General features: G+C 55.3%; 14 protein-coding genes. 8 read left to right on the forward strand and 6 right to left on the reverse strand.

Features of this window, described 5'->3' with window-relative positions; all coding sequences use genetic code 11:
* The first annotated feature begins 226 nt into the window (after positions 1-226).
* From pdhR to traT, 5 genes are all read left to right on the forward strand, one after another.
* Positions 227-991, forward strand: coding sequence for a pyruvate dehydrogenase complex transcriptional repressor PdhR (gene pdhR, locus V1572_RS06635; RefSeq protein ID WP_008501960.1), 765 nt, complete (start codon positions 227-229; stop codon positions 989-991).
* Positions 992-1,114: 123 nt separating this feature from the next.
* The gene (gene aceE, locus V1572_RS06640; protein WP_028015529.1) at positions 1,115-3,778 is read left to right on the forward strand and encodes a pyruvate dehydrogenase (acetyl-transferring), homodimeric type; all 2,664 of its coding nucleotides are present in this window, start codon (positions 1,115-1,117) and stop codon (positions 3,776-3,778) included.
* Positions 3,779-3,792: 14 nt separating this feature from the next.
* Positions 3,793-5,688, forward strand: coding sequence for a pyruvate dehydrogenase complex dihydrolipoyllysine-residue acetyltransferase (gene aceF / locus V1572_RS06645; RefSeq protein WP_023326706.1), 1,896 nt, complete (start codon positions 3,793-3,795; stop codon positions 5,686-5,688).
* Positions 5,689-5,863: 175 nt separating this feature from the next.
* Positions 5,864-7,288, forward strand: a complete 1,425-nt coding sequence (gene lpdA, locus V1572_RS06650) for a dihydrolipoyl dehydrogenase (protein ID WP_003856313.1) — start codon at positions 5,864-5,866, stop codon at positions 7,286-7,288.
* A gap of 241 nt (positions 7,289-7,529) precedes the next feature.
* Positions 7,530-8,060, forward strand: a complete 531-nt coding sequence (gene traT, locus V1572_RS06655) for a complement resistance protein TraT (protein WP_262796740.1) — start codon at positions 7,530-7,532, stop codon at positions 8,058-8,060.
* A 55-nt stretch (positions 8,061-8,115) separates the two neighbouring features.
* Here the strand turns inward: traT and V1572_RS06660 are convergent, their stop codons facing one another.
* Positions 8,116-8,907 carry a DUF2950 domain-containing protein gene (locus tag V1572_RS06660; protein WP_262796739.1) on the reverse strand — a complete coding sequence of 264 codons (792 nt, stop codon included), beginning with the start codon at positions 8,905-8,907 and terminating at the stop codon, positions 8,116-8,118.
* 10 nt (positions 8,908-8,917) lie between these two features.
* Positions 8,918-10,486, reverse strand: coding sequence for a DUF3300 domain-containing protein (locus tag V1572_RS06665; RefSeq protein ID WP_248222884.1), 1,569 nt, complete (start codon positions 10,484-10,486; stop codon positions 8,918-8,920).
* A gap of 399 nt (positions 10,487-10,885) precedes the next feature.
* Between V1572_RS06665 and acnB the strand changes: the two genes are divergently transcribed.
* Both acnB and yacL read left to right on the forward strand, forming a co-directional pair.
* Positions 10,886-13,483, forward strand: coding sequence for a bifunctional aconitate hydratase 2/2-methylisocitrate dehydratase (gene acnB, locus V1572_RS06670; protein WP_032645211.1), 2,598 nt, complete (start codon positions 10,886-10,888; stop codon positions 13,481-13,483).
* Between the two features lie 190 nt (positions 13,484-13,673).
* Positions 13,674-14,036 (forward strand): protein YacL, encoded by a 363-nt coding sequence (gene yacL, locus V1572_RS06675; RefSeq protein ID WP_045907811.1) that lies wholly within the window; start codon positions 13,674-13,676, stop codon positions 14,034-14,036.
* Positions 14,037-14,067: 31 nt separating this feature from the next.
* Here yacL and speD read toward each other — a convergent pair whose 3' ends face one another.
* The 3 genes from speD to V1572_RS06690 all read right to left on the reverse strand — a co-directional run bounded on the left by speD (position 14,068) and on the right by V1572_RS06690 (position 16,195).
* Positions 14,068-14,862: an adenosylmethionine decarboxylase gene (gene speD / locus V1572_RS06680; RefSeq protein ID WP_008501953.1), complete on the reverse strand. Its 795-nt coding sequence runs from the start codon at positions 14,860-14,862 to the stop codon at positions 14,068-14,070.
* Positions 14,863-15,732, reverse strand: a complete 870-nt coding sequence (speE, locus tag V1572_RS06685; RefSeq protein ID WP_039265690.1) for a polyamine aminopropyltransferase — start codon at positions 15,730-15,732, stop codon at positions 14,863-14,865.
* Positions 15,733-15,847: 115 nt separating this feature from the next.
* The gene (locus V1572_RS06690) at positions 15,848-16,195 is read right to left on the reverse strand and encodes a YacC family pilotin-like protein (RefSeq protein ID WP_045327862.1); all 348 of its coding nucleotides are present in this window, start codon (positions 16,193-16,195) and stop codon (positions 15,848-15,850) included.
* 145 nt (positions 16,196-16,340) lie between these two features.
* Between V1572_RS06690 and cueO the strand changes: the two genes are divergently transcribed.
* Positions 16,341-17,909 carry a multicopper oxidase CueO gene (gene cueO, locus V1572_RS06695; protein WP_395299805.1) on the forward strand — a complete coding sequence of 523 codons (1,569 nt, stop codon included), beginning with the start codon at positions 16,341-16,343 and terminating at the stop codon, positions 17,907-17,909.
* Positions 17,910-17,994: 85 nt separating this feature from the next.
* Here the strand turns inward: cueO and V1572_RS06700 are convergent, their stop codons facing one another.
* Positions 17,995-20,385, reverse strand: coding sequence for a glucose/quinate/shikimate family membrane-bound PQQ-dependent dehydrogenase (locus V1572_RS06700; RefSeq protein ID WP_048225662.1), 2,391 nt, complete (start codon positions 20,383-20,385; stop codon positions 17,995-17,997).
* Positions 20,386-20,466 lie beyond the last annotated feature (81 nt).

Genomic DNA, 20,466 nt, shown 5'->3' on the forward strand with positions numbered 1-20,466 from the left:
CTCGTTTCATTATGGTTAAAACTCCCTCTTTGGGGGTAATCAACTCATTTGTGCAAGGTTACATTTCTGAAACGTTATTTCTGTAAGGTTGTTAAAATGTGCAGGGTTTACTGATTTCAATCAAAACCAATATGGACAGAAGGTGAATACTTTGTTACTTTAGCGATACGAAATAGAAATTGGTAAGACCAATTGACTCCGGGCAAAAAGGCGTAAGACAGGGAATATGGCCTACAGCAAAATTCGCCAACCAAAACTATCTGATGTGATTGAGCAGCAGCTGGAGTTTTTAATCCTCGAAGGGACTCTGCGCCCGGGTGAGAAACTTCCGCCAGAACGCGAGCTGGCAAAACAGTTCGACGTTTCACGTCCTTCTCTGCGTGAGGCGATTCAACGTCTCGAAGCAAAGGGCTTGCTGCTTCGTCGCCAGGGCGGCGGAACCTTTGTGCAAAACAGCCTGTGGCAGAGCTTCAGCGATCCGCTGGTAGAACTTCTCTCTGACCACCCAGAATCCCAGTTTGACCTGCTTGAGACCCGTCACGCGCTGGAAGGTATTGCGGCCTATTACGCCGCCCTTCGCAGCACTGATGAAGATCGCGTGCGTATCCGCGAACTGCATCAGGCCATTGAACGGGCACAGCAGTCCGGCGATTTAGACGCCGAGTCCAGCGCCGTCGTCCAGTATCAAATCGCCGTCACCGAAGCGGCACACAATGTGGTGCTCCTCCATCTGCTACGCTGCATGGAGCCGATGCTGGCCCAGAACGTTCGTCAAAATTTTGAATTGTTGTATGCCCGTCGGGACATGCTCCCACTGGTAAGCAACCATCGCACCCGAGTATTCGAGGCGATAATGGCCGGGGAACCGGAGCAGGCGCGCGAAGCGTCGCACCGCCATCTGGCTTTCATTGAGGAAATCTTGCTGGACCGCAGCCGTGAACAATCGCGTCGCGAACGTTCATTACGCCGCATACAGCAACGAAAGGATTAAGCGCCAGGTACTTTTTGAGCGCGGCAACTAAACGCAGAACCTGTCTTATTGTGTTCTTGCCCAAGAGCACAATGGGACAGGTTCCAGACAAATCAACGTATTAGATAGATAAGGAATACCCCCATGTCAGAACGTCTCCAAAATGACGTGGATCCGATCGAAACTCGCGACTGGCTACAGGCGATCGAATCGGTCATCCGTGAAGAAGGTGTTGAGCGCGCTCAGTATCTGATTGATCAGCTGCTTTCTGAAGCCCGCAAAGGCGGTGTGAAGGTTGCTTCAGGTGCAGGGGCTAGCAACTACGTAAACACGATTGCCGTCGAAGACGAACCGGAATACCCGGGCAATCTGGATCTGGAACGTCGTATCCGTTCTGCAATTCGCTGGAACGCCATCATGACCGTTCTGCGCGCATCCAAGAAAGACCTGGAGCTGGGTGGCCACATGGCGTCCTTCCAGTCTTCTGCGACCGTTTACGAAGTGTGCTTCAACCACTTCTTCCGTGCAGCGAACGAGAAAGACGGCGGCGATCTGGTGTACTTCCAGGGCCACATCTCTCCGGGCATCTATGCACGTGCATTCCTGGAAGGTCGTCTGACTGAAGAGCAGATGAACAACTTCCGTCAGGAAGTTCACGGTAAAGGTCTGTCTTCTTACCCGCACCCTAAACTGATGCCTGAATTCTGGCAGTTCCCGACCGTATCAATGGGTCTGGGCCCAATCGGTGCGATCTACCAGGCGAAATTCCTGAAGTATCTGGAACACCGTGGTCTGAAAGACACCTCTGAGCAGACCGTATACGCCTTCCTGGGCGACGGCGAAATGGATGAGCCAGAATCTAAAGGCGCGATCACCATCGCGACCCGTGAGAAGCTGGACAACCTGTGCTTCATCATCAACTGTAACCTGCAGCGTCTGGATGGTCCGGTAACCGGTAACGGCAAGATCATCAACGAACTGGAAGGCATCTTCGCAGGTGCTGGCTGGAACGTGATCAAAGTCATGTGGGGTTCCCGTTGGGACGAACTGCTGCGTAAAGACACCAGCGGTAAACTGATCCAGCTGATGAACGAAACCGTTGACGGTGACTACCAGACCTTCAAATCCAAAGACGGTGCCTACGTGCGTGAGCACTTCTTCGGCAAATATCCAGAAACCGCAGCCCTGGTTGCAGACTGGACTGATGAGCAGATCTGGGCCCTGAACCGCGGTGGTCACGATCCGAAGAAAATCTACGCTGCACTGAAAAAAGCGCGTGAAACCAAAGGTAAAGCGACTGTAATCCTGGCCCACACCATCAAAGGTTACGGCATGGGTGATACCGCAGAAGGTAAAAACATCGCTCACCAGGTTAAGAAAATGAACATGGACGGCGTGCGTTATATCCGCGACCGTTTCAACGTTCCAGTCACCGATGAGCAGGTAGAAAACCTGTCTTACATCACCTTCCCGGAAGGCTCTGAAGAGCACAAGTACCTGCACGAACGTCGTCAGGCGCTGAAAGGCTACCTGCCAGCTCGCCAGCCTAACTTCACCGAGAAGCTGGAACTGCCAGCGCTGGAAGACTTCTCTCAGCTGCTGGAAGAGCAGAACAAAGAGATCTCTACCACTATCGCTTTCGTTCGTGCCCTGAACGTGATGCTGAAGAACAAGTCGATCAAAGATCGCCTCGTGCCAATCATCGCCGACGAAGCGCGTACTTTCGGTATGGAAGGTCTGTTCCGTCAGATCGGTATCTACAGCCCGAACGGCCAGCAGTACACCCCGCAGGACCGTGAGCAAGTTGCTTACTACAAAGAAGACGAGAAAGGTCAGATCCTGCAGGAAGGTATCAACGAGCTGGGCGCAGGCGCATCCTGGCTGGCTGCTGCGACCTCTTACAGCACCAACAACCTGCCGATGATCCCGTTCTACATTTACTACTCCATGTTCGGGTTCCAGCGTATCGGTGACCTGTGCTGGCAGGCAGGCGACCAGCAGGCTCGCGGCTTCCTGATCGGTGGTACTTCCGGTCGTACGACCCTGAACGGTGAAGGTCTGCAGCACGAAGATGGTCACAGCCACATTCAGTCTCTGACTATCCCTAACTGTATCTCTTACGACCCGTCTTACGCGTATGAAGTGGCAGTCATCATGCATGACGGTCTGCAGCGCATGTACGGTGAAGCGCAGGAGAACATTTACTACTACATCACCACCCTGAACGAAAACTACCACATGCCGGCAATGCCAGCAGGTGCCGAGGAAGGTATCCGTAAAGGTATCTATAAACTCGAAACCATCGAAGGTAGCAAAGGTAAAGTTCAGCTGCTGGGCTCCGGTTCTATCCTGCGTCATGTTCGTGAAGCAGCACAGATCCTGGCGAAAGACTACGGTGTCGGTTCCGATGTGTACTCTGTGACCTCCTTCACTGAACTGGCGCGTGATGGCCAGGATTGTGAGCGCTGGAACATGCTGCACCCAATGGAAACCCCACGCGTTCCGTACATCGCTCAGGTGATGAACGACGCGCCAGCGGTGGCGTCTACTGACTATATGAAACTGTTCGCTGAGCAGGTTCGTACTTACGTTCCAGCTGATGATTATCGCGTTCTGGGTACTGACGGCTTCGGTCGTTCTGACAGCCGCGAAAACCTGCGTCACCACTTCGAAGTTGATGCTTCTTACGTGGTTGTAGCAGCACTGGGCGAACTGGCTAAACGTGGCGAAATCGATAAGAAAGTGGTTGCGGACGCAATCACCAAATTCAACATCGATGCAGAAAAAGTTAACCCGCGTCTGGCGTAAGAGGTAAAAGAATAATGGCTATCGAAATCAATGTACCGGACATCGGGGCTGATGAAGTTGAAATCACCGAGATCCTGGTCAAAGTAGGCGACAAAGTTGAAGCTGAACAGTCGCTGATCACCGTAGAAGGCGACAAAGCCTCTATGGAAGTCCCGTCTCCTCAGGCTGGCATCGTTAAAGAGATCAAAGTCTCTGTTGGCGATAAAACCGAGACTGGCAAACTGATCATGATTTTCGATTCCGCCGACGGTGCAGCCGCTGCTGCACCTGCGCAGGAAGAGAAGAAAGCCGCTCCGGCCGCCGCTGCTCCAGCAGCTGCCGCGAGTGCGAAAGAAGTGAACGTGCCTGACATCGGCGGTGACGAAGTTGAAGTGACTGAGATCCTGGTGAAAGTGGGCGATACCGTTGCGGCCGAGCAGTCACTGATCACCGTAGAAGGCGACAAAGCCTCTATGGAAGTGCCAGCACCGTTTGCGGGTACCGTTAAAGAGATCAAGATCAACACCGGTGACAAAGTGTCTACTGGCTCCCTGATCATGATCTTCGAAGTGGCAGGTGCTGCACCTGCTGCCGCGCCTGCACAGGCCGCTGCTCCGGCGCCAGCCGCAGCACCAGCCGCTGCTGGCGGCGCGAAAGACGTTAACGTACCGGACATCGGCGGTGATGAAGTTGAAGTCACCGAAGTGATGGTAAAAGTGGGCGACAAAGTTGCCGCTGAACAGTCACTGATCACCGTTGAAGGCGACAAGGCTTCTATGGAAGTCCCTGCGCCATTCGCGGGTACCGTTAAAGAGATCAAAATCAGCACCGGCGACAAAGTGTCTACCGGCTCTCTGATCATGGTCTTCGAAGTGGAAGGCGCTGCGCCTGCCGCAGCTCCGGCTGCCGCGGCTGCTCCAGCACCGGCTGCTGCACCGGCTCAGGCTGCTAAACCAGCCGCTGCCCCTGCTGCAAAAGCAGAAAAATCAGAGTTCGCTGAAAACGACGCTTACGTCCACGCGACGCCGCTGATTCGTCGCCTGGCGCGCGAATTCGGTGTGAACCTGGCGAAAGTGAAAGGGACCGGCCGTAAGGGTCGTATCCTGCGCGAAGACGTTCAGACCTACGTGAAAGACGCGGTGAAACGCGCCGAAGCTGCACCAGCTGCAGCCGCTGGCGGCGGTATCCCGGGCATGCTGCCATGGCCGAAAGTGGACTTCAGCAAGTTCGGCGAGATTGAAGAAGTGGAACTGGGCCGTATCCAGAAAATCTCTGGTGCGAACCTGAGCCGTAACTGGGTGATGATCCCGCACGTTACGCACTTCGATAAGACCGATATCACCGATCTGGAAGCGTTCCGTAAACAGCAGAACGCCGAAGCTGAGAAGCGTAAACTGGACGTGAAATTCACCCCAGTGGTCTTCATCATGAAGGCGGTTGCTGCGGCTCTGGAACAGATGCCACGCTTCAACAGCTCCCTGTCCGAAGACGGCCAGAAGCTGACGCTGAAGAAATACATCAACATCGGTGTTGCGGTTGATACGCCAAATGGTCTGGTTGTTCCGGTCTTCAAAGACGTGAACAAGAAGAGCATCACTGAGCTGTCCCGTGAACTGACCACCATCTCCAAGAAAGCGCGTGATGGTAAGCTGACTGCCGGCGAAATGCAGGGCGGTTGCTTCACCATCTCCAGCATCGGCGGCCTGGGTACCACCCACTTCGCGCCGATTGTGAACGCGCCGGAAGTGGCTATCCTCGGTGTGTCCAAGTCCGCGATGGAGCCGGTGTGGAATGGCAAAGAGTTCGTGCCGCGTCTGATGATGCCAATCTCTCTGTCCTTCGACCACCGCGTGATCGACGGTGCTGATGGTGCGCGTTTCATCACCATCATCAACAACATGCTGAGCGACATTCGCCGCCTGGTGATGTAATCGAAAAGCCGGCCAGTCGGCCGGCTTTTTTCTGATAATCTCATGGTGTTTGTGAGGTTATTGGCGAAAGCGACAATTCGTGAGCCGTTTGTTGTTTCAAAATTGTTAACAATTTTGTAAACTGCGGGCGGATAGAACGACCCGGTGGACGACGGGTATAAACTAAGAGGTCATGATGAGCACAGAAATCAAAACTCAGGTCGTAGTACTTGGGGCAGGCCCGGCAGGTTACTCCGCAGCATTTCGCGCAGCGGATTTAGGTCTGGAAACCGTCATCGTAGAACGTTACAGCACCCTCGGCGGTGTTTGTCTGAACGTCGGCTGTATCCCTTCTAAAGCGCTGCTGCACGTAGCGAAAGTTATCGAAGAAGCCAAAGCGCTGGCTGAACACGGTATCGTCTTCGGCGAGCCGAAAACCGACATCGACAAAATTCGTACCTGGAAAGAGAAAGTTATCACTCAGCTGACCGGCGGTCTGGCGGGTATGGCCAAAGGCCGTAAAGTGAAAGTGGTAAACGGTCTGGGTAAATTCACCGGTGCGAACACCCTGGAAGTGGAAGGCGAAAACGGCAAAACCGTGATCAACTTCGACAACGCGATCATCGCGGCAGGCTCTCGCCCAATCGAACTGCCTTTCATTCCACATGAAGATCCACGCGTGTGGGATTCCACCGATGCGCTGGAGCTGAAAACCGTTCCTAAGCGTCTGCTGGTTATGGGCGGCGGTATCATCGGTCTGGAAATGGGTACCGTGTACCATGCGCTGGGTTCAGAGATCGACGTGGTTGAAATGTTCGACCAGGTGATCCCGGCTGCCGACAAAGACATCGTTAAAGTCTTCACCAAGCGCATCAGCAAGAAATTCAACCTGATGCTGGAAACCAAAGTGACTGCCGTTGAAGCGAAAGAAGACGGTATTTACGTTTCCATGGAAGGCAAAAAAGCCCCATCCGAACCACAGCGTTACGACGCCGTGCTGGTGGCTATCGGTCGTGTACCGAACGGTAAAAACCTCGACGCGGGCAAAGCTGGCGTGGAAGTGGACGACCGTGGCTTCATCCGCGTTGACAAACAGCTGCGCACCAACGTGCCGCACATCTTTGCTATCGGCGATATCGTCGGTCAGCCAATGCTGGCGCACAAAGGTGTTCACGAAGGCCACGTTGCCGCTGAAGTTATCGCCGGCATGAAGCACTACTTCGATCCGAAAGTGATCCCATCTATCGCGTACACCGAGCCAGAAGTGGCATGGGTTGGTCTGACTGAGAAAGAAGCGAAAGAGAAAGGCATCAGCTACGAAACCGCCACCTTCCCGTGGGCTGCTTCTGGCCGTGCTATCGCTTCCGACTGCGCAGACGGTATGACCAAACTGATCTTCGACAAAGAGACTCACCGCGTAATCGGTGGTGCGATTGTCGGTACCAACGGCGGCGAGCTGCTGGGTGAAATCGGTCTGGCTATCGAAATGGGTTGTGACGCTGAAGACATCGCGCTGACCATCCACGCACACCCGACTCTGCACGAGTCCGTGGGCCTGGCGGCAGAAGTGTTTGAAGGCAGCATCACCGACCTGCCAAACGCGAAAGCGAAGAAGAAATAAGTTTCTTCCCTGATTGCTAACGCCTCCTCTGGAGGCGTTTTTTTTTGCCTGAAAACTACCCATTATGGTAGGTAACTTATTGTTATTTCCTCTAAAAATTTTCATCTGTCTGCCGATACCTTTTGCACCATTGTGTAGCTACTGGCCGCACGGTTAACGATTCTGGACTTTTGATTACACACAAAAAGGAAATAACATGTCTTTGAAGAAAGTGATGGGGATTGGCTAATTAGCGGCAGTGATGACGCTGACCGGGTGCGGTGCGATGACGACGGCGGTGAAAAAACGCAACCTGGAAGTAAAAACGCAGATGAGTGAAACCATCTGGCTTGAGCCATCCAGTGAAAAAACGGTCTACATTCAGGTTAAAAACACTTCTGATAAAGACATGAGCAATCTGCAGACGCTGCTGGCAAACGATCTGAGTGCCAAGGGATACAAGGTCACCAGCTCTCCTGACAGCGCATACTATTGGGTGCAGGCTAACGTTCTGAAAGCAGACAAAATGGACCTGCGTGAATCTCAGGGCTACCTGAAAACCGGCTATGAAGGTGCCGCTGTGGGTGCCGCGCTGGGTGCCGGTATCACGGCCTACAACAGCAACTCCTCCGGCGCAGCGCGTGGGGCTGGCTGCGGGGCTGATCGGCATGGCGACCGTGCGAAGTATCAAACCCGCGTGGTGTCGAATGCTAACAAAGTAAACCTGAAGTTTGAAGAAGCCAAACCGGTTCTGGAAGCTCAGTTGGCGAAATCAGTCGCCAATATTCTGTAAGTTAAAAAGCCGGGGGGCGGCTTCGCCTTACCCGGCCTACAGGCAGAGCGGGTATTCAGGGTTCGACGGGCTGCCAGGTTTTATCAGGCGCGTATGAGGCCAGCGCCCGGGCCTTTTGCTCCGACTCGCTGCCGAGATCGGACTGGTACACCTTGTCGTCCTGATTTATTACAAAGCTCATCACGCCCGTCTCGCCGTAGCTAACCGGCCAGGCCACCATCGCGAAACCGTTTTTATCCGGCAGGATCCGAAAGCGATAGCCGTGATAGCCGGTACCCGGCTCTTTTGGGCTAAATGCCGGTCCGAGCGGACTGGGCGCTTCGCCGGGAGAGGCGGGCCAGTACAAACCGTCTTTTTTGCCCTTCGAGCTGACAATCTTCTGCGCGTATTTCTGGTTCATCGCAAAGTAGCTTTGCTGCGCATCAACATAGGCATGTAAGGCTTCAATGGCGGCAAGTTCGTTACGCCCGATTTCGCGGGTCAGGATCTCTTCCGCCCCTTCTTTGATATCGAATTGCCAACCAGTTGCGGTTTTGATCACCGGGATGGGAAGCTGCCAGCTGTTATCGCCGACAACAAGATGCGCCGTATCCCCTTCGACAACGGTGTTGTGACGGACTTTCCAGTCGCGCAGGAAACGATCGACGGCATCCGGATCAACGCCTTCAGGGGGCAGAAAATCGCGCCAGTTCTCTCCAAGCAGGTTGCTCATCGCGCGCTCATTATGCTCATCAATGGCGTTGGCCAGCGCATCGGTCGCCTGATCGGGCGTGCTGAAGGACTGCTGCGCCATCGCCGAGGCCGAAAGCATGAACAACACCATTCCACTGAGTAGTTTACTTTTCATGTCGGTTCCCTTAGCGATGTCGAATTTCACGGCGTTCAGCGCGTCCACCAGACGCCTGACGCGGCTGCTGCTGGCGAGCCGCAAGCTGTCTGCTTTGCGCACCACGCTGCTGCTGCGCCTGCCAGTTCGCGGAGCGGCTGTCGTTGCCGCTCAGCGCATTGGCCCGGGGCTGGCTGTTCCGCTGCTGCAGAGTGCGTTGCTGCGCGGGCTGCGAAACCCGTTTCTCTTGTCTCTGCGCGGTGGTCTGGCGATTTTCTCGCTGCTGTGTGGTGGTTCGCTTCGCCGTCTGCGGTTTGGTGTCGTAGCCACGGTAGTTATTGCGCTGGGAAATCTGCTTCAGCTGTTCACTTGAGGCCTGACGCTGCACGTCTTTCGTGCCGGGACGTGCCGTTTGCGGGAAGGTTTTACCCGTGGATTTCTCCATCTGGCTCAGGGCCGCCTGACGCTGGCTGTCCCGGTTAACCGGTTTTTGCTGCGTTGAGCTTAGCCCGGTAGCCGTGCTGGTGGAGTGGAAACGGGTGTTGAGCTGGTTAGTCGGATAGGGCACACCTTCCCGATAGGCCGGGTTATGCTGCCAGGTACGGTTGGCGTCCGTCAGACGCTGTCCGCTGATTTTATTGAAGTTCTCAACGTTGATATTGATGTTGTTATCACCGTTGCGGTTATAGCCGCCGTGATTATCCCAGTCACCGTCATGATGATGATCCCAGTCATCGTCGTCATCCCAGTCGATGTTGCTGAAAATGGCATAGGTTGTGGCGACACCCAGGCTGAAGCCTAAGCCGTTGACGAAGCTGTTGCCAAACTGCTCCCCGGGTGTAGGCGGGAGATAGGTGGGCGGATAGGCAGTGTTGGGCCAGGTCCCATAAACCGTGTTGGGGTTATAGGTGGGGACGTACACAACCTGCGGATCGGCAGATTCAATTTTGATCACCGTTGGCGCGGGCGCAGACGTGGTTGTGGTTGTCGTCGTTGCCTCGGTGGTGCTGGTTTTAGCCGGAGCCGGTTTAGTCACGGTGGTGACCGTCTGCTGAGGCGTGGATTGTAACGCGCCTGTCTTCTGTGCCAGCGCGCGCAGGCGCTGAACGGAATCCATCACGTCTTTCGGCTGCGCAAGAAACGCATCGCCCAAATTTTGTACCCACGGCGGGTTTTCACCCATCAGCGACATGAGCTGAGGAAACGCGACCAGCGATTTTACGCTCGGATCCCATGGCTGGCTGGCAACGGCCTGAATGGCGGCGTCCCCTTCCATTTTAGGGTTGTCTTTTGACCACTGCGCCGCCTGAATCACGTTGGCCGGGTAAGTCGAGGCCATCAAGATCTGTGACAGCAGGGCGTCCGGGTAGAGCGCGATAGGGGCAACCCACTGATCGATTTGCGCGGCAGTATAGGTTGGCGCGACGACTGGAGCGGGCGTTGCTGCTGCCGGTGCAGCGGGTGCAGCCGGTTGTTGAGCGACGGGGGCGGGCGCAACGGGTTCCGTTGCGCGGCTTTTGACAAACATGACGCCTGAGGCGGCAAGCAGCCCGGCACTGCACAGAAGGACGAGCAGATGTGGCTTAAAGGGCAACTTCATAAAATGACTCCAACGAGACAAGCGCTGTGCCGTGAGGCGCTACGGTTGGCGTGAGTATTATTCACCCGTCTTTTACTGTTTTGACTTTTATTGGGAAGCGTCCGGTACGTCCGGATAAAGAGTGTGAGTATTTATTACACAATTATATCTGATGAAGGAAAAACTGAAGCGTCACGGTGCGGAAGAAACCGCAAAATGGTGGCCTAAATCCCCGCTACACCATGCTTAACGATTCAGCAAATTTTTTAATGTTGCTTTTTTGTAAACGGATTAACACTGTGCAGAAATCCTGCTATGCTGCCCGACGCGGTATCGGGCATTTACCCTACAAACTGCTGTCTCACAGGAGCGTGAAGAGAACGCCCGCCGCATATGACAATGAGAGCGAGGAGAACCGTCGTGCTAGAAGAATACCGTAAGCACGTAGCAGAACGTGCCGCCGAGGGAATTGTACCCAAACCTTTAGATGCAACCCAAATGGCCGCGCTCGTCGAGCTGCTGAAGAACCCGCCTAAGGGCGAAGAAGAATTCCTGTTAGATCTGTTGATCAACCGCGTACCGCCTGGCGTAGATGAAGCTGCCTACGTAAAAGCCGGATTCCTTGCTGCTATCGCCAAAGGCGAAGCCACCTCCCCACTGGTTACTCCTGAAAAAGCCATTGAACTGCTCGGCACCATGCAGGGTGGTTACAACATTCATCCGCTGATTGACGCGCTTGATAACGACAAGCTGGCACCGATTGCCGCTAAAGCGCTCTCGTCTACGCTGTTGATGTTCGATAACTTCTACGATGTGGAAGAAAAAGCCAAAGCAGGCAACGTCTATGCGAAGCAGGTGATGCAGTCCTGGGCGGATGCCGAATGGTTCCTGAATCGTCCAGCACTTGCTGAAAAAATCACCGTTACCGTCTTCAAAGTGACCGGTGAAACCAACACCGATGACCTCTCTCCGGCACCGGACGCGTGGTCTCGCCCGGATATCCCTCTGCACGCCCTGGCGATGCTGAAAAACGCCCGTGAAGGCATTGAGCCGGATCAGCCTGGCAGCGTTGGTCCGATCAAACAGATCGAAGCCCTGCAGAAAAAAGGGTTCCCGCTGGCCTACGTGGGTGACGTTGTGGGTACCGGTTCTTCCCGTAAATCCGCGACCAACTCCGTGCTGTGGTTCATGGGTGACGACATCCCGCATGTGCCAAACAAACGCGGCGGCGGCCTGTGCCTCGGTGGTAAAATTGCACCGATCTTCTTCAACACCATGGAAGATGCGGGCGCACTGCCGATCGAAGTGGACGTCTCCAACCTGAACATGGGCGACGTGATTGACGTTTACCCGTACAAAGGTGAAGTGCGTAACCACGAAACCAACGAACTGCTGGCGAGCTTTGAGCTGAAAACCGACGTGCTGATCGACGAAGTGCGTGCCGGTGGCCGTATTCCGCTGATCATCGGTCGTGGCCTGACCACCAAAGCGCGTGAAGCGCTGGGTCTGCCGCACAGTGATGTATTCCGTCACGCGAAAGACGTAGCGGAGAGCAATCGCGGTTACTCTCTGGCGCAGAAAATGGTCGGTCGCGCCTGCGGCGTCGCCGGTGTTCGTCCTGGCGCATACTGCGAGCCGAAGATGACCTCCGTAGGCTCTCAGGACACCACTGGCCCAATGACCCGTGACGAACTGAAAGACCTGGCGTGCCTGGGCTTCTCTTCCGATCTGGTGATGCAGTCCTTCTGCCACACTGCGGCGTATCCGAAGCCGGTTGACGTAACCACGCACCATACGCTGCCAGACTTCATCATGAACCGCGGCGGTGTTTCCCTGCGTCCGGGCGACGGCGTAATTCACTCCTGGCTGAACCGCATGCTGCTGCCGGATACCGTGGGTACCGGCGGTGACTCCCATACCCGTTTCCCAATCGGTATCTCCTTCCCGGCGGGTTCCGGTCTGGTGGCGTTTGCTGCGGCGACGGGTGTGATGCCGCTGGATATGCCGGAATCGGTGCTGGTGCGCTTCAAAGGTAAAATGCAGCCGGGTATTACCCTGCGCGACCTGGTTCACGCGATCCCGCTGTATGCGATTAAACAGGGTCTGCTGACCGTTGAGAAGAAAGGGAAGAAAAACATCTTCTCTGGCCGTATCCTGGAAATCGAAGGTCTGCCGGATCTGAAGGTTGAGCAGGCGTTCGAGCTGACCGATGCCTCCGCTGAGCGTTCAGCTGCGGGCTGTACCATCAAGCTGAACAAAGAGCCGATTATTGAGTATCTGAACTCTAACATCGTGCTGCTGAAGTGGATGATCGCAGAAGGCTACGGCGACCGTCGTACGCTGGAGCGTCGTATCCAGGGCATGGAGAAATGGCTGGCCGATCCGCAACTGCTGGAAGCTGATGCTGACGCAGAGTACGCGGCGGTGATCGACATCGATCTGGCGGATATCAAAGAGCCAATCCTGTGTGCACCGAACGATCCGGACGACGCGCGTCCGCTGTCCGAAGTTCAGGGCGAGAAGATCGACGAAGTGTTCATCGGATCCTGCATGACCAACATCGGCCACTTCCGTGCGGCTGGCAAGCTGCTGGATACACACAAAGGCCAGCTGCCAACCCGTCTGTGGGTGGCGCCGCCAACCCGTATGGACGCGGCTCAGTTGACCGAAGAGGGCTACTACAGCGTGTTTGGTAAGAGCGGGGCGCGTATTGAAATTCCTGGCTGTTCCCTGTGTATGGGCAACCAGGCGCGCGTCGCCGACGGCGCGACGGTGGTTTCCACCTCGACCCGTAACTTCCCGAACCGTTTAGGTACCGGTGCGAATGTCTTCCTGGCCTCTGCGGAGCTGGCGGCGGTTGCGGCGCTGATTGGCAAACTGCCAACGCCGGAAGAGTACCAGACCTTTGTGGCTCAGGTGGATAAGACCGCGGTGGATACCTATCGCTACCTGAACTTCGACCAGCTCTCTCAGTACACCGAGAAGGCTGACGGGGTTATCTTCCAGACGGCAGTATAAGCAGCAAAACCGTCTCTACGAGACGGTTTTTAGTGTTTGCACCCTCTCCCGTGGGAGAGGGACGGGGTGAGGGCATCAGGCCGCAGGGTCTTGCTCTCACCTTTTTATTTTCATTCCTCCCACCTCTCACGCTTTTTTTCTTCCTCTCTGCTGCGATAATTACCCTAATGGCTTTGCAGAGGAAAACACTATGGATTACGAATTTCTGCGCGACATCACCGGAGTGGTGAAAGTGCGTATGTCGATGGGCCACGAAGCCGTTGGACACTGGTTTAACGAAGAGGTGAAAGAAAATCTCGCCCTTCTTGATGAGGTTGAACAGGCGGCAAATACGGTGAAAGGCAGTGAACGCTCCTGGCAACGCGCCGGGCACGAATACACGCTGTGGATGGACGGTGAAGAGGTCATGGTGCGTGCCAACCAGCTCGAGTTTTCAGGCGACGAGATGGAAGAGGGGATGAGCTACTATGACGAAGAAAGCCTGTCGCTGTGCGGCGTTGAAGACTTCCTTCAGGTGGTGAATGCCTACCGCGAGTTCATGAAACAGCGGTAACTTCCCGAAGCGTCCCTGCTCCGGGCAACACTTACACGGCCGGAATATTACGGCCGTAGTAAATCTCGCGCATCTCTTTCCAGAGCAGGTCAGTAATCGCCTTACGCTCTTCTTCGCTCAAATCTTCCGGCTTCGTGTGGAACATATAGTGCTTAAGGTCGAATTCCTTAAGTAACATCTTGGTATGGAAGATGTTTTCCTGATACACGTTCACGTCCATCATGTCATACAGTGATTTCATGTCCTCGGACATAAAGTTCTGAATAGAGTTGATCTCGTGGTCGATGAAGTGCTTCATGCCGTTGACATCACGGGTAAAGCCGCGCACGCGATAATCAATCGTGACGATATCCGATTCCAGCTGGTGGATGAGATAGTTCAGCGCGTTGAGCGGGGAAATCACGCCGCAGGTCGACACTTCAATATCGGCGCGGAACGTACACAGCCCACCTTCCGGGTGACTCTCCGGGTAGGTATGGACGCAGATATGGCTTTTATCCAGGTGGGCAACCACCACTTCCGGCAGCGGGCCCGGATGTTCCGTTTTGTCGATAAGCTTCGGGTCAACCGGCTCTTCGCTGACCAGGATGGTCACGCTGGCGCCCTGAGGTTCATAATCCTGTCGGGCGATATTCAGGATGTTGGCGCCGATAATGGAACAGGTTTCTGACAGGATCTCGGTCAGACGGTTGGCGTTGTAGAGTTCGTCGATATAGGCGATGTAACCATCGCGTTCTTCCGCTGTTTTGGCATAGCAGATATCGTAAATACAAAAACTCAGGCTTTTGGTCAGGTTGTTAAAGCCATGCAGTTTAAGCTTTTTCAATTAGCTCACCCCCTTAGTGGATAATGCGTCTTGCAGGTACTGCGGCAGAGCAAACGCTGCGGTATGAATAGCCGGATTGTAGTATCGGCACTGAAGACCGGCCTGATGGAAGCGGGCCTGAATAATTTCGGTGGAGAGATGACGTAAGACGTCGTTATCCGTCGCCCAGGCAAAGGTCATGATTCCGCCGTAGTAGGTTGGAATTGCCGCCTGATAGAAGCTGACATCCTCGAAATAGGTGCTCAGCTTCCGGTGGCTATCCAGCGCTTCATCCTGCTGCAGGAAGCAGACGCCATTTTGGGCGACGAAGATCCCGCCCGGGTTCAGACAGCGCTTGCAGCCTTCGTAGAACGAGGAGGTAAACAGCGACGCGCCGGGACCGATAGGATCGGTGCAGTCGGAGATGATCACGTCAAAGGTCTGCGAGGTCTGGTTAACGAAGTTAACGCCGTCGTCAATCACCAGGCTAAAGCGCGGGTCGTCATAGCTGCCGGCATTGTGGTTGGGCAGATACTGGCGGCAGAAAGAGACGACGCCCGCATCGATTTCTACCATGGTGATGGTTTCAATGGAACGATGGCGGGAAACTTCACGCAGCATTGCGCCGTCGCCACCGCCGATAATCAGGACATGCTTCGCGTGGCCGTGCGCCAGCAGCGGGACATGGGTCATCATCTCATGATAGATAAACTCATCTCGCTCGGTCGTTTGCACGACGCCATCCAGGGCCATGACGCGGCCAAAGGCAGCATTCTCGAAGATGATCAGATCCTGGTGATCGGTTTTCTCATGATAGAGCACGTTATCAACGGCAAAGTACTGACCAAACTGGTCATGCAGTGTTTCATGCCACAACGTGTGGTCGGCCATACGCGGACTCCTCCTTTGTTAACATCCGTTACGCTCACAAAAAATGAGCGAAACATGATAGCTAACTATAACCGTGGTTGCACGGCTATAGGTTCAACAGGGGGCGTCGGGAAGGTTATTTGACGTAGGCGAGCAGGCTGAGTGAGTCGCGAGCCAGCGCTTTGCATTTTTTAGAAGTGGGAATGCCAATACCGCTTAGGTCACGGTAGCTGTCTTCGCCGAGCGCCTTCATGTCGAAGCTGTCGTAGTTGCTGAGATCCCACTGGTTCTGCTGGGCAAAAAAGACCAGCGCGCGGCGAATTTGCCCGTTGGGTAAATTCTGGTAGCCACAATCATTTTTCAGGAATACAAAAACCGCCGTTAAATCGGCCATATCTTCCGCTTCATTTTCACTTAGCGCATAGCTGTTCGCACACATTGCCATCAGGCTACCGAACAAAATTGTCCTGAAAAACGTCTTCATTGCTTCTACCACTTCTTCACGGAAAATTAACGTTAGCATACTTGATGCCAGTGCGACGATCTTTATTATTGCCGCTTTACTTGACCTTCCGGTAAGGGGAGGGTTTATGCTCAAAAGATCGCCTGCTGGAAATAAGGAAATGAACATGCAACGTCGTGATTTTTTAAAATATTCCGTGGCGCTGGGTGCTGCCAGCGCATTGCCTCTCTGGAGCCGCGCGGTTTTTGCGGCTGACAGGCCTGCCTTACCCATCCCTGATTTGCTGACCGCGGATGCCCGTAGCCGTATCAAGCTTGTTGTTCAGTCCGGCAGCACGCTGTTCGGTGCGCACAACGCGACAACCTGGGGCTATAACGGCAATCTGCTCGGCCCGGCGCTGCAGCTGCGCAAAGGGAAGGCGGTGACGGTGGATATCCACAATACGCTTGCTGAAGAGACGACGGTGCACTGGCACGGACTGGAAGTGCCGGGCGAGGTAGACGGCGGGCCGCAGGGTATCATCAAAGCAGGCGGTTCGCGCAGCGTCACCTTTACGCCCGACCAGCGCGCGGCGACCTGCTGGTTCCATCCGCATCAGCATGGCAAAACGGGCCATCAGGTGGCGATGGGGCTGGCGGGACTGGTGCTGATTGAAGACGACGAGAGCCGCCTGCTGCGCCTGCCGAAACAATGGGGCATCGACGATGTGCCGGTGATTGTGCAGGACAAGAAATTCACCGCTGACGGGCAAATTGACTACCAACTGGACGTGATGAGCGCGGCGGTAGGCTGGTTTGGCGACACGCTATTGACCAACGGCGCCATTTATCCTCAGCACGCTGCGCCGAAAGGCTGGCTGCGACTGCGTCTGCTTAACGGCTGTAACGCGCGTTCACTCAACTTTGCCACCAGCGATAAGCGTCCGCTGTACGTGGTCGCCAGCGACGGCGGGCTGCTGCCTGAGCCGGTGAAGGTCAACGAACTGCCGATGCTGATGGGGGAGCGTTTTGAGGTGCTGGTGGATATCAGCGACGGCAAGGTGTTTGACCTCGTGACCCTGCCGGTTAGTCAGATGGGGATGGCGGTCGCGCCGTTTGACAAGCCGCATCCGGTGCTGCGTATTCAGCCGTTACAGGTGACCGCTTCCGGCACGCTGCCTGATACGTTAACCACTCTGCCGGCCCTTCCGTCGCTTGATGGGCTTACGCAACGCAAACTGCAGCTCTCCATGAACCCGATGCTCGATATGATGGGCATGCAGGCGCTGATGGCGAAATATGGTGATAAGGCGATGGCGGGGATGCATCACGGGCAGATGATGGGCCACATGAATATGGACCACGGCAAAATGGACGGCATGGGTAACATGAATCACGGCGACCATGGCTTTGATTTCCATAACGCCAATATGATCAACGGTAAAGCGTTCGACATGAACACGCCGATGTTTGCAGCGACAAAAGGGCAGTTTGAGCGCTGGGTGATTTCAGGTGAAGGGGACATGATGCTGCATCCGTTCCATATTCACGGTACGCAGTTCCGCATTCTTTCTGAGAACGGCAAAGCGCCGGACGCGCATCGCGCGGGCTGGAAGGATACGGTAAAGGTGGAAGGCGGCGTCAGCGAGGTGCTGGTGAAGTTTGACCACGATGCGCCGAAGGAGTTTGCCTATATGGCGCACTGCCATCTGCTGGAGCATGAAGATACGGGGATGATGCTGGGCTTTACCGTATAAAAAAGCCGGGTGGCGGCTTCGCCTTACCCGGCCTACATAGCGTACCCGTAGGCCCGGTAAGCGTAAGCGCCACCGGGCTTTTCAGTTACTTGTTTTCGTCAGGCAGTGCATACGCGACGATATAGTCGCCCATCTTCGTGCCAAACGAACCGTGACCGCCCGCAGAGATGACAACGTACTGCTTGCCATTCACTTCATAGGTCATCGGCGTGGCTTGTCCACCCGCTGGCAGACGGCCTTGCCACAGTTTCTCACCGTTGGTCATGTTGTACGCGCGCAGGTAGTTATCTGCGGTTGCCGCGATGAACAGCACGTTACCGGCGGTGGAGATTGGGCCACCCAGCATTGGCATACCCATATTAAACGGCACAGGAACCGGCATCGGGAACGGCATGCTGTCCTGCGGGGTACCAATACGTTTTTTCCACACGATCTGGTTAGTTTTCAGATCCAGACCGGAGATGTAACCCCAGGCAGGCTGTTTACACGGCAGACCAAACGGCGACAGGAACGGGTTCAGCGTTACGCCGAACGGTACGCCATACTGGGGCTGAATACCGGCTTCGGTACCGCTGCCTTTCGCGTCTTTCGGCTGCTCCATTGGGTTGCCCGGACCGCGTGGGATCAGACGGGAAACGAACGGCAGCGCCATTGGGTTGGCGATAGCGACCTGACGGTTAGGGTCAACGGAGATCCCGCCCCACTCGAACATCCCCAGGTTACCCGGGAAGACCAGCGTGCCCTGCTCAGAAGGCGGCGTGAAGATGCCTTCATAGCGCAGCTGATGGAACATCACGCGGCACACCAGCTGGTCAAACATTGTGGCACCCCACATGTCTGCCCCGCTGAGGTCTTTCTTCGGACGGAAGCTCAGATCGGAGAACGGCTGGGTTTTGCTGACGTAATCACCTTTCGCCGCACCCTGCGGAACCGGTTTTTCCGGTGCCGGCACAACCAGCTTGCCGTTGCTGCGATCCAGTACGAAGATGTTGCCGGTTTTCGCCGGAGCGTAAATCACCGGTACGGTTTTGCCGTTAACGGTAATGTCCGCCAGCGTCGGCTGGGACGGCATATCCATATCCCACAGATCGTGGTGAACGGTCTGATAGCTCCAGGCCAGCTTACCGGTGGTCGCGTTCAATGCCACGATAGCGCTGGCATAACGTTCCTGCTCCGGCGTGCGGTTACCGCCCCAGATATCTGGCGTAGTAACGCCCATCGGCAGGTAGACCAGATCCAGCTTCGCGTCATACGCTGCAGGTGCCCAGGAGTTTGGCGAGTTAAAGGTAAAGGTGTGCTCGTCCGACGGGATCGCATTCGGATCTTTCGCGCCCGGGTCGAAGGCCCACAGCAGTTTACCGGTATTCACGTCGAAACCACGGATAACGCCGGAGGTTTCACGCGTGGAGAAGTTATCCGTTACCGAACCGGCAATCACGATGGTTTTATCGGTGATGATTGGCGGCGAGGTTGGCTCGTACAGACCCGGCGTGGTGTCCGGCATATTGGTCTGCAGATTCAGGATACCTTTGTTGGCAAAGGTTTCACACAGCTTGCCCGTTTCGGCATTGATGGCGAACAGACGACCATCGTTGACCGGCAGCATAATGCGGCGCGGACAGTCGGCAACCACTTCCGGGCTCGCGTTATCGGCGCGCGCTTCGTGATAAGAGACGCCACGGCAGGTCACGTGCTGGAAGGACGGGTTGGAGTTCAGCTGCGGATCGAAGTGCCATTTCTCTTTACCGGTGGCCGCGTCGAGCGCGAACAGACGCTGGTGCGCCGTACACAGATAAAGCATATCGCCGACTTTAATTGGCGTCACTTCGTTGGTCAGTTCACCCGGATCGTTCGGCATCTTCAGGTCGCCGGTACGGAATACCCAGGCTTCTTTCAGGTTCTTAACGTTGTCCGCGTTGATCTGCTTCAGCGGAGAGTAACGCTGGCCTTCCTGGTTACGACCATAGGCAGGCCAGTCGCCGTCAGCGACCTGTGAGATCGCTGCCGCAGGCGTGGATTCTGCGTTCAGCGTACCGTTGATCTCCTGCGGGTCGTTAAAGCCAGCCCATGTCAGGATACCGCCGCTGATCAGCAGCGCCACCACCAGCGCCGCAACGGCACCGCTGGACGGCACGATCAGGCGACGCCAGACGAACGGCAGGATCAGCCAGATACCGAAGAAGACCAGGATGTCACTGCGCGGCGTCAGCGCCCAGAAGTCAAAGCCGACTTCCCAGACGCCCCAGATCATGGTGGCAAGAAGGAGTGCGGCATACAGCCACAGTGCAGATTGTTTTCTACGCCAGAGCAGGACGGTTACGCCAAGCATAACCAGGCCCGCAATCGGGTAGTACCAGGAGCCGCCGATCGCGACCAGCCAGACGCCACCGATTAACAGGTACAGGCCGCAGAAGGCGGCGAATAGCGCTGTTAATGTCACCAGTAGACGCGGCTGTTTAGAGTTTGTTTCAGCCATAGAAAGTGTACTCGTCAGTTTTTGTTAATAATTTGCTAGCAACTAATTATAGGTATTAACAAGTGTGATCGGAATCACAAT

The organism is Enterobacter quasiroggenkampii, assembly GCF_043972695.1.
Lineage (GTDB): Bacteria > Pseudomonadota > Gammaproteobacteria > Enterobacterales > Enterobacteriaceae > Enterobacter > Enterobacter quasiroggenkampii.

Coding starts and splice junctions, on each gene's coding strand:
- pdhR (WP_008501960.1), top strand. CDS start 227: ATGGCCTACAGCAAAATTCGCCAACCAAAACTATCTGATGTGATTGAG.
- aceE (WP_028015529.1), top strand. CDS start 1,115: ATGTCAGAACGTCTCCAAAATGACGTGGATCCGATCGAAACTCGCGAC.
- aceF (WP_023326706.1), top strand. CDS start 3,793: ATGGCTATCGAAATCAATGTACCGGACATCGGGGCTGATGAAGTTGAA.
- lpdA (WP_003856313.1), top strand. CDS start 5,864: ATGAGCACAGAAATCAAAACTCAGGTCGTAGTACTTGGGGCAGGCCCG.
- traT (WP_262796740.1), top strand. CDS start 7,530: ATGACGCTGACCGGGTGCGGTGCGATGACGACGGCGGTGAAAAAACGC.
- V1572_RS06660 (WP_262796739.1), bottom strand. CDS start 8,907: ATGAAAAGTAAACTACTCAGTGGAATGGTGTTGTTCATGCTTTCGGCC.
- V1572_RS06665 (WP_248222884.1), bottom strand. CDS start 10,486: ATGAAGTTGCCCTTTAAGCCACATCTGCTCGTCCTTCTGTGCAGTGCC.
- yacL (WP_045907811.1), top strand. CDS start 13,674: ATGGATTACGAATTTCTGCGCGACATCACCGGAGTGGTGAAAGTGCGT.
- speE (WP_039265690.1), bottom strand. CDS start 15,732: ATGGCCGACCACACGTTGTGGCATGAAACACTGCATGACCAGTTTGGT.
- V1572_RS06690 (WP_045327862.1), bottom strand. CDS start 16,195: ATGAAGACGTTTTTCAGGACAATTTTGTTCGGTAGCCTGATGGCAATG.
- cueO (WP_395299805.1), top strand. CDS start 16,341: ATGCAACGTCGTGATTTTTTAAAATATTCCGTGGCGCTGGGTGCTGCC.
- V1572_RS06700 (WP_048225662.1), bottom strand. CDS start 20,385: ATGGCTGAAACAAACTCTAAACAGCCGCGTCTACTGGTGACATTAACA.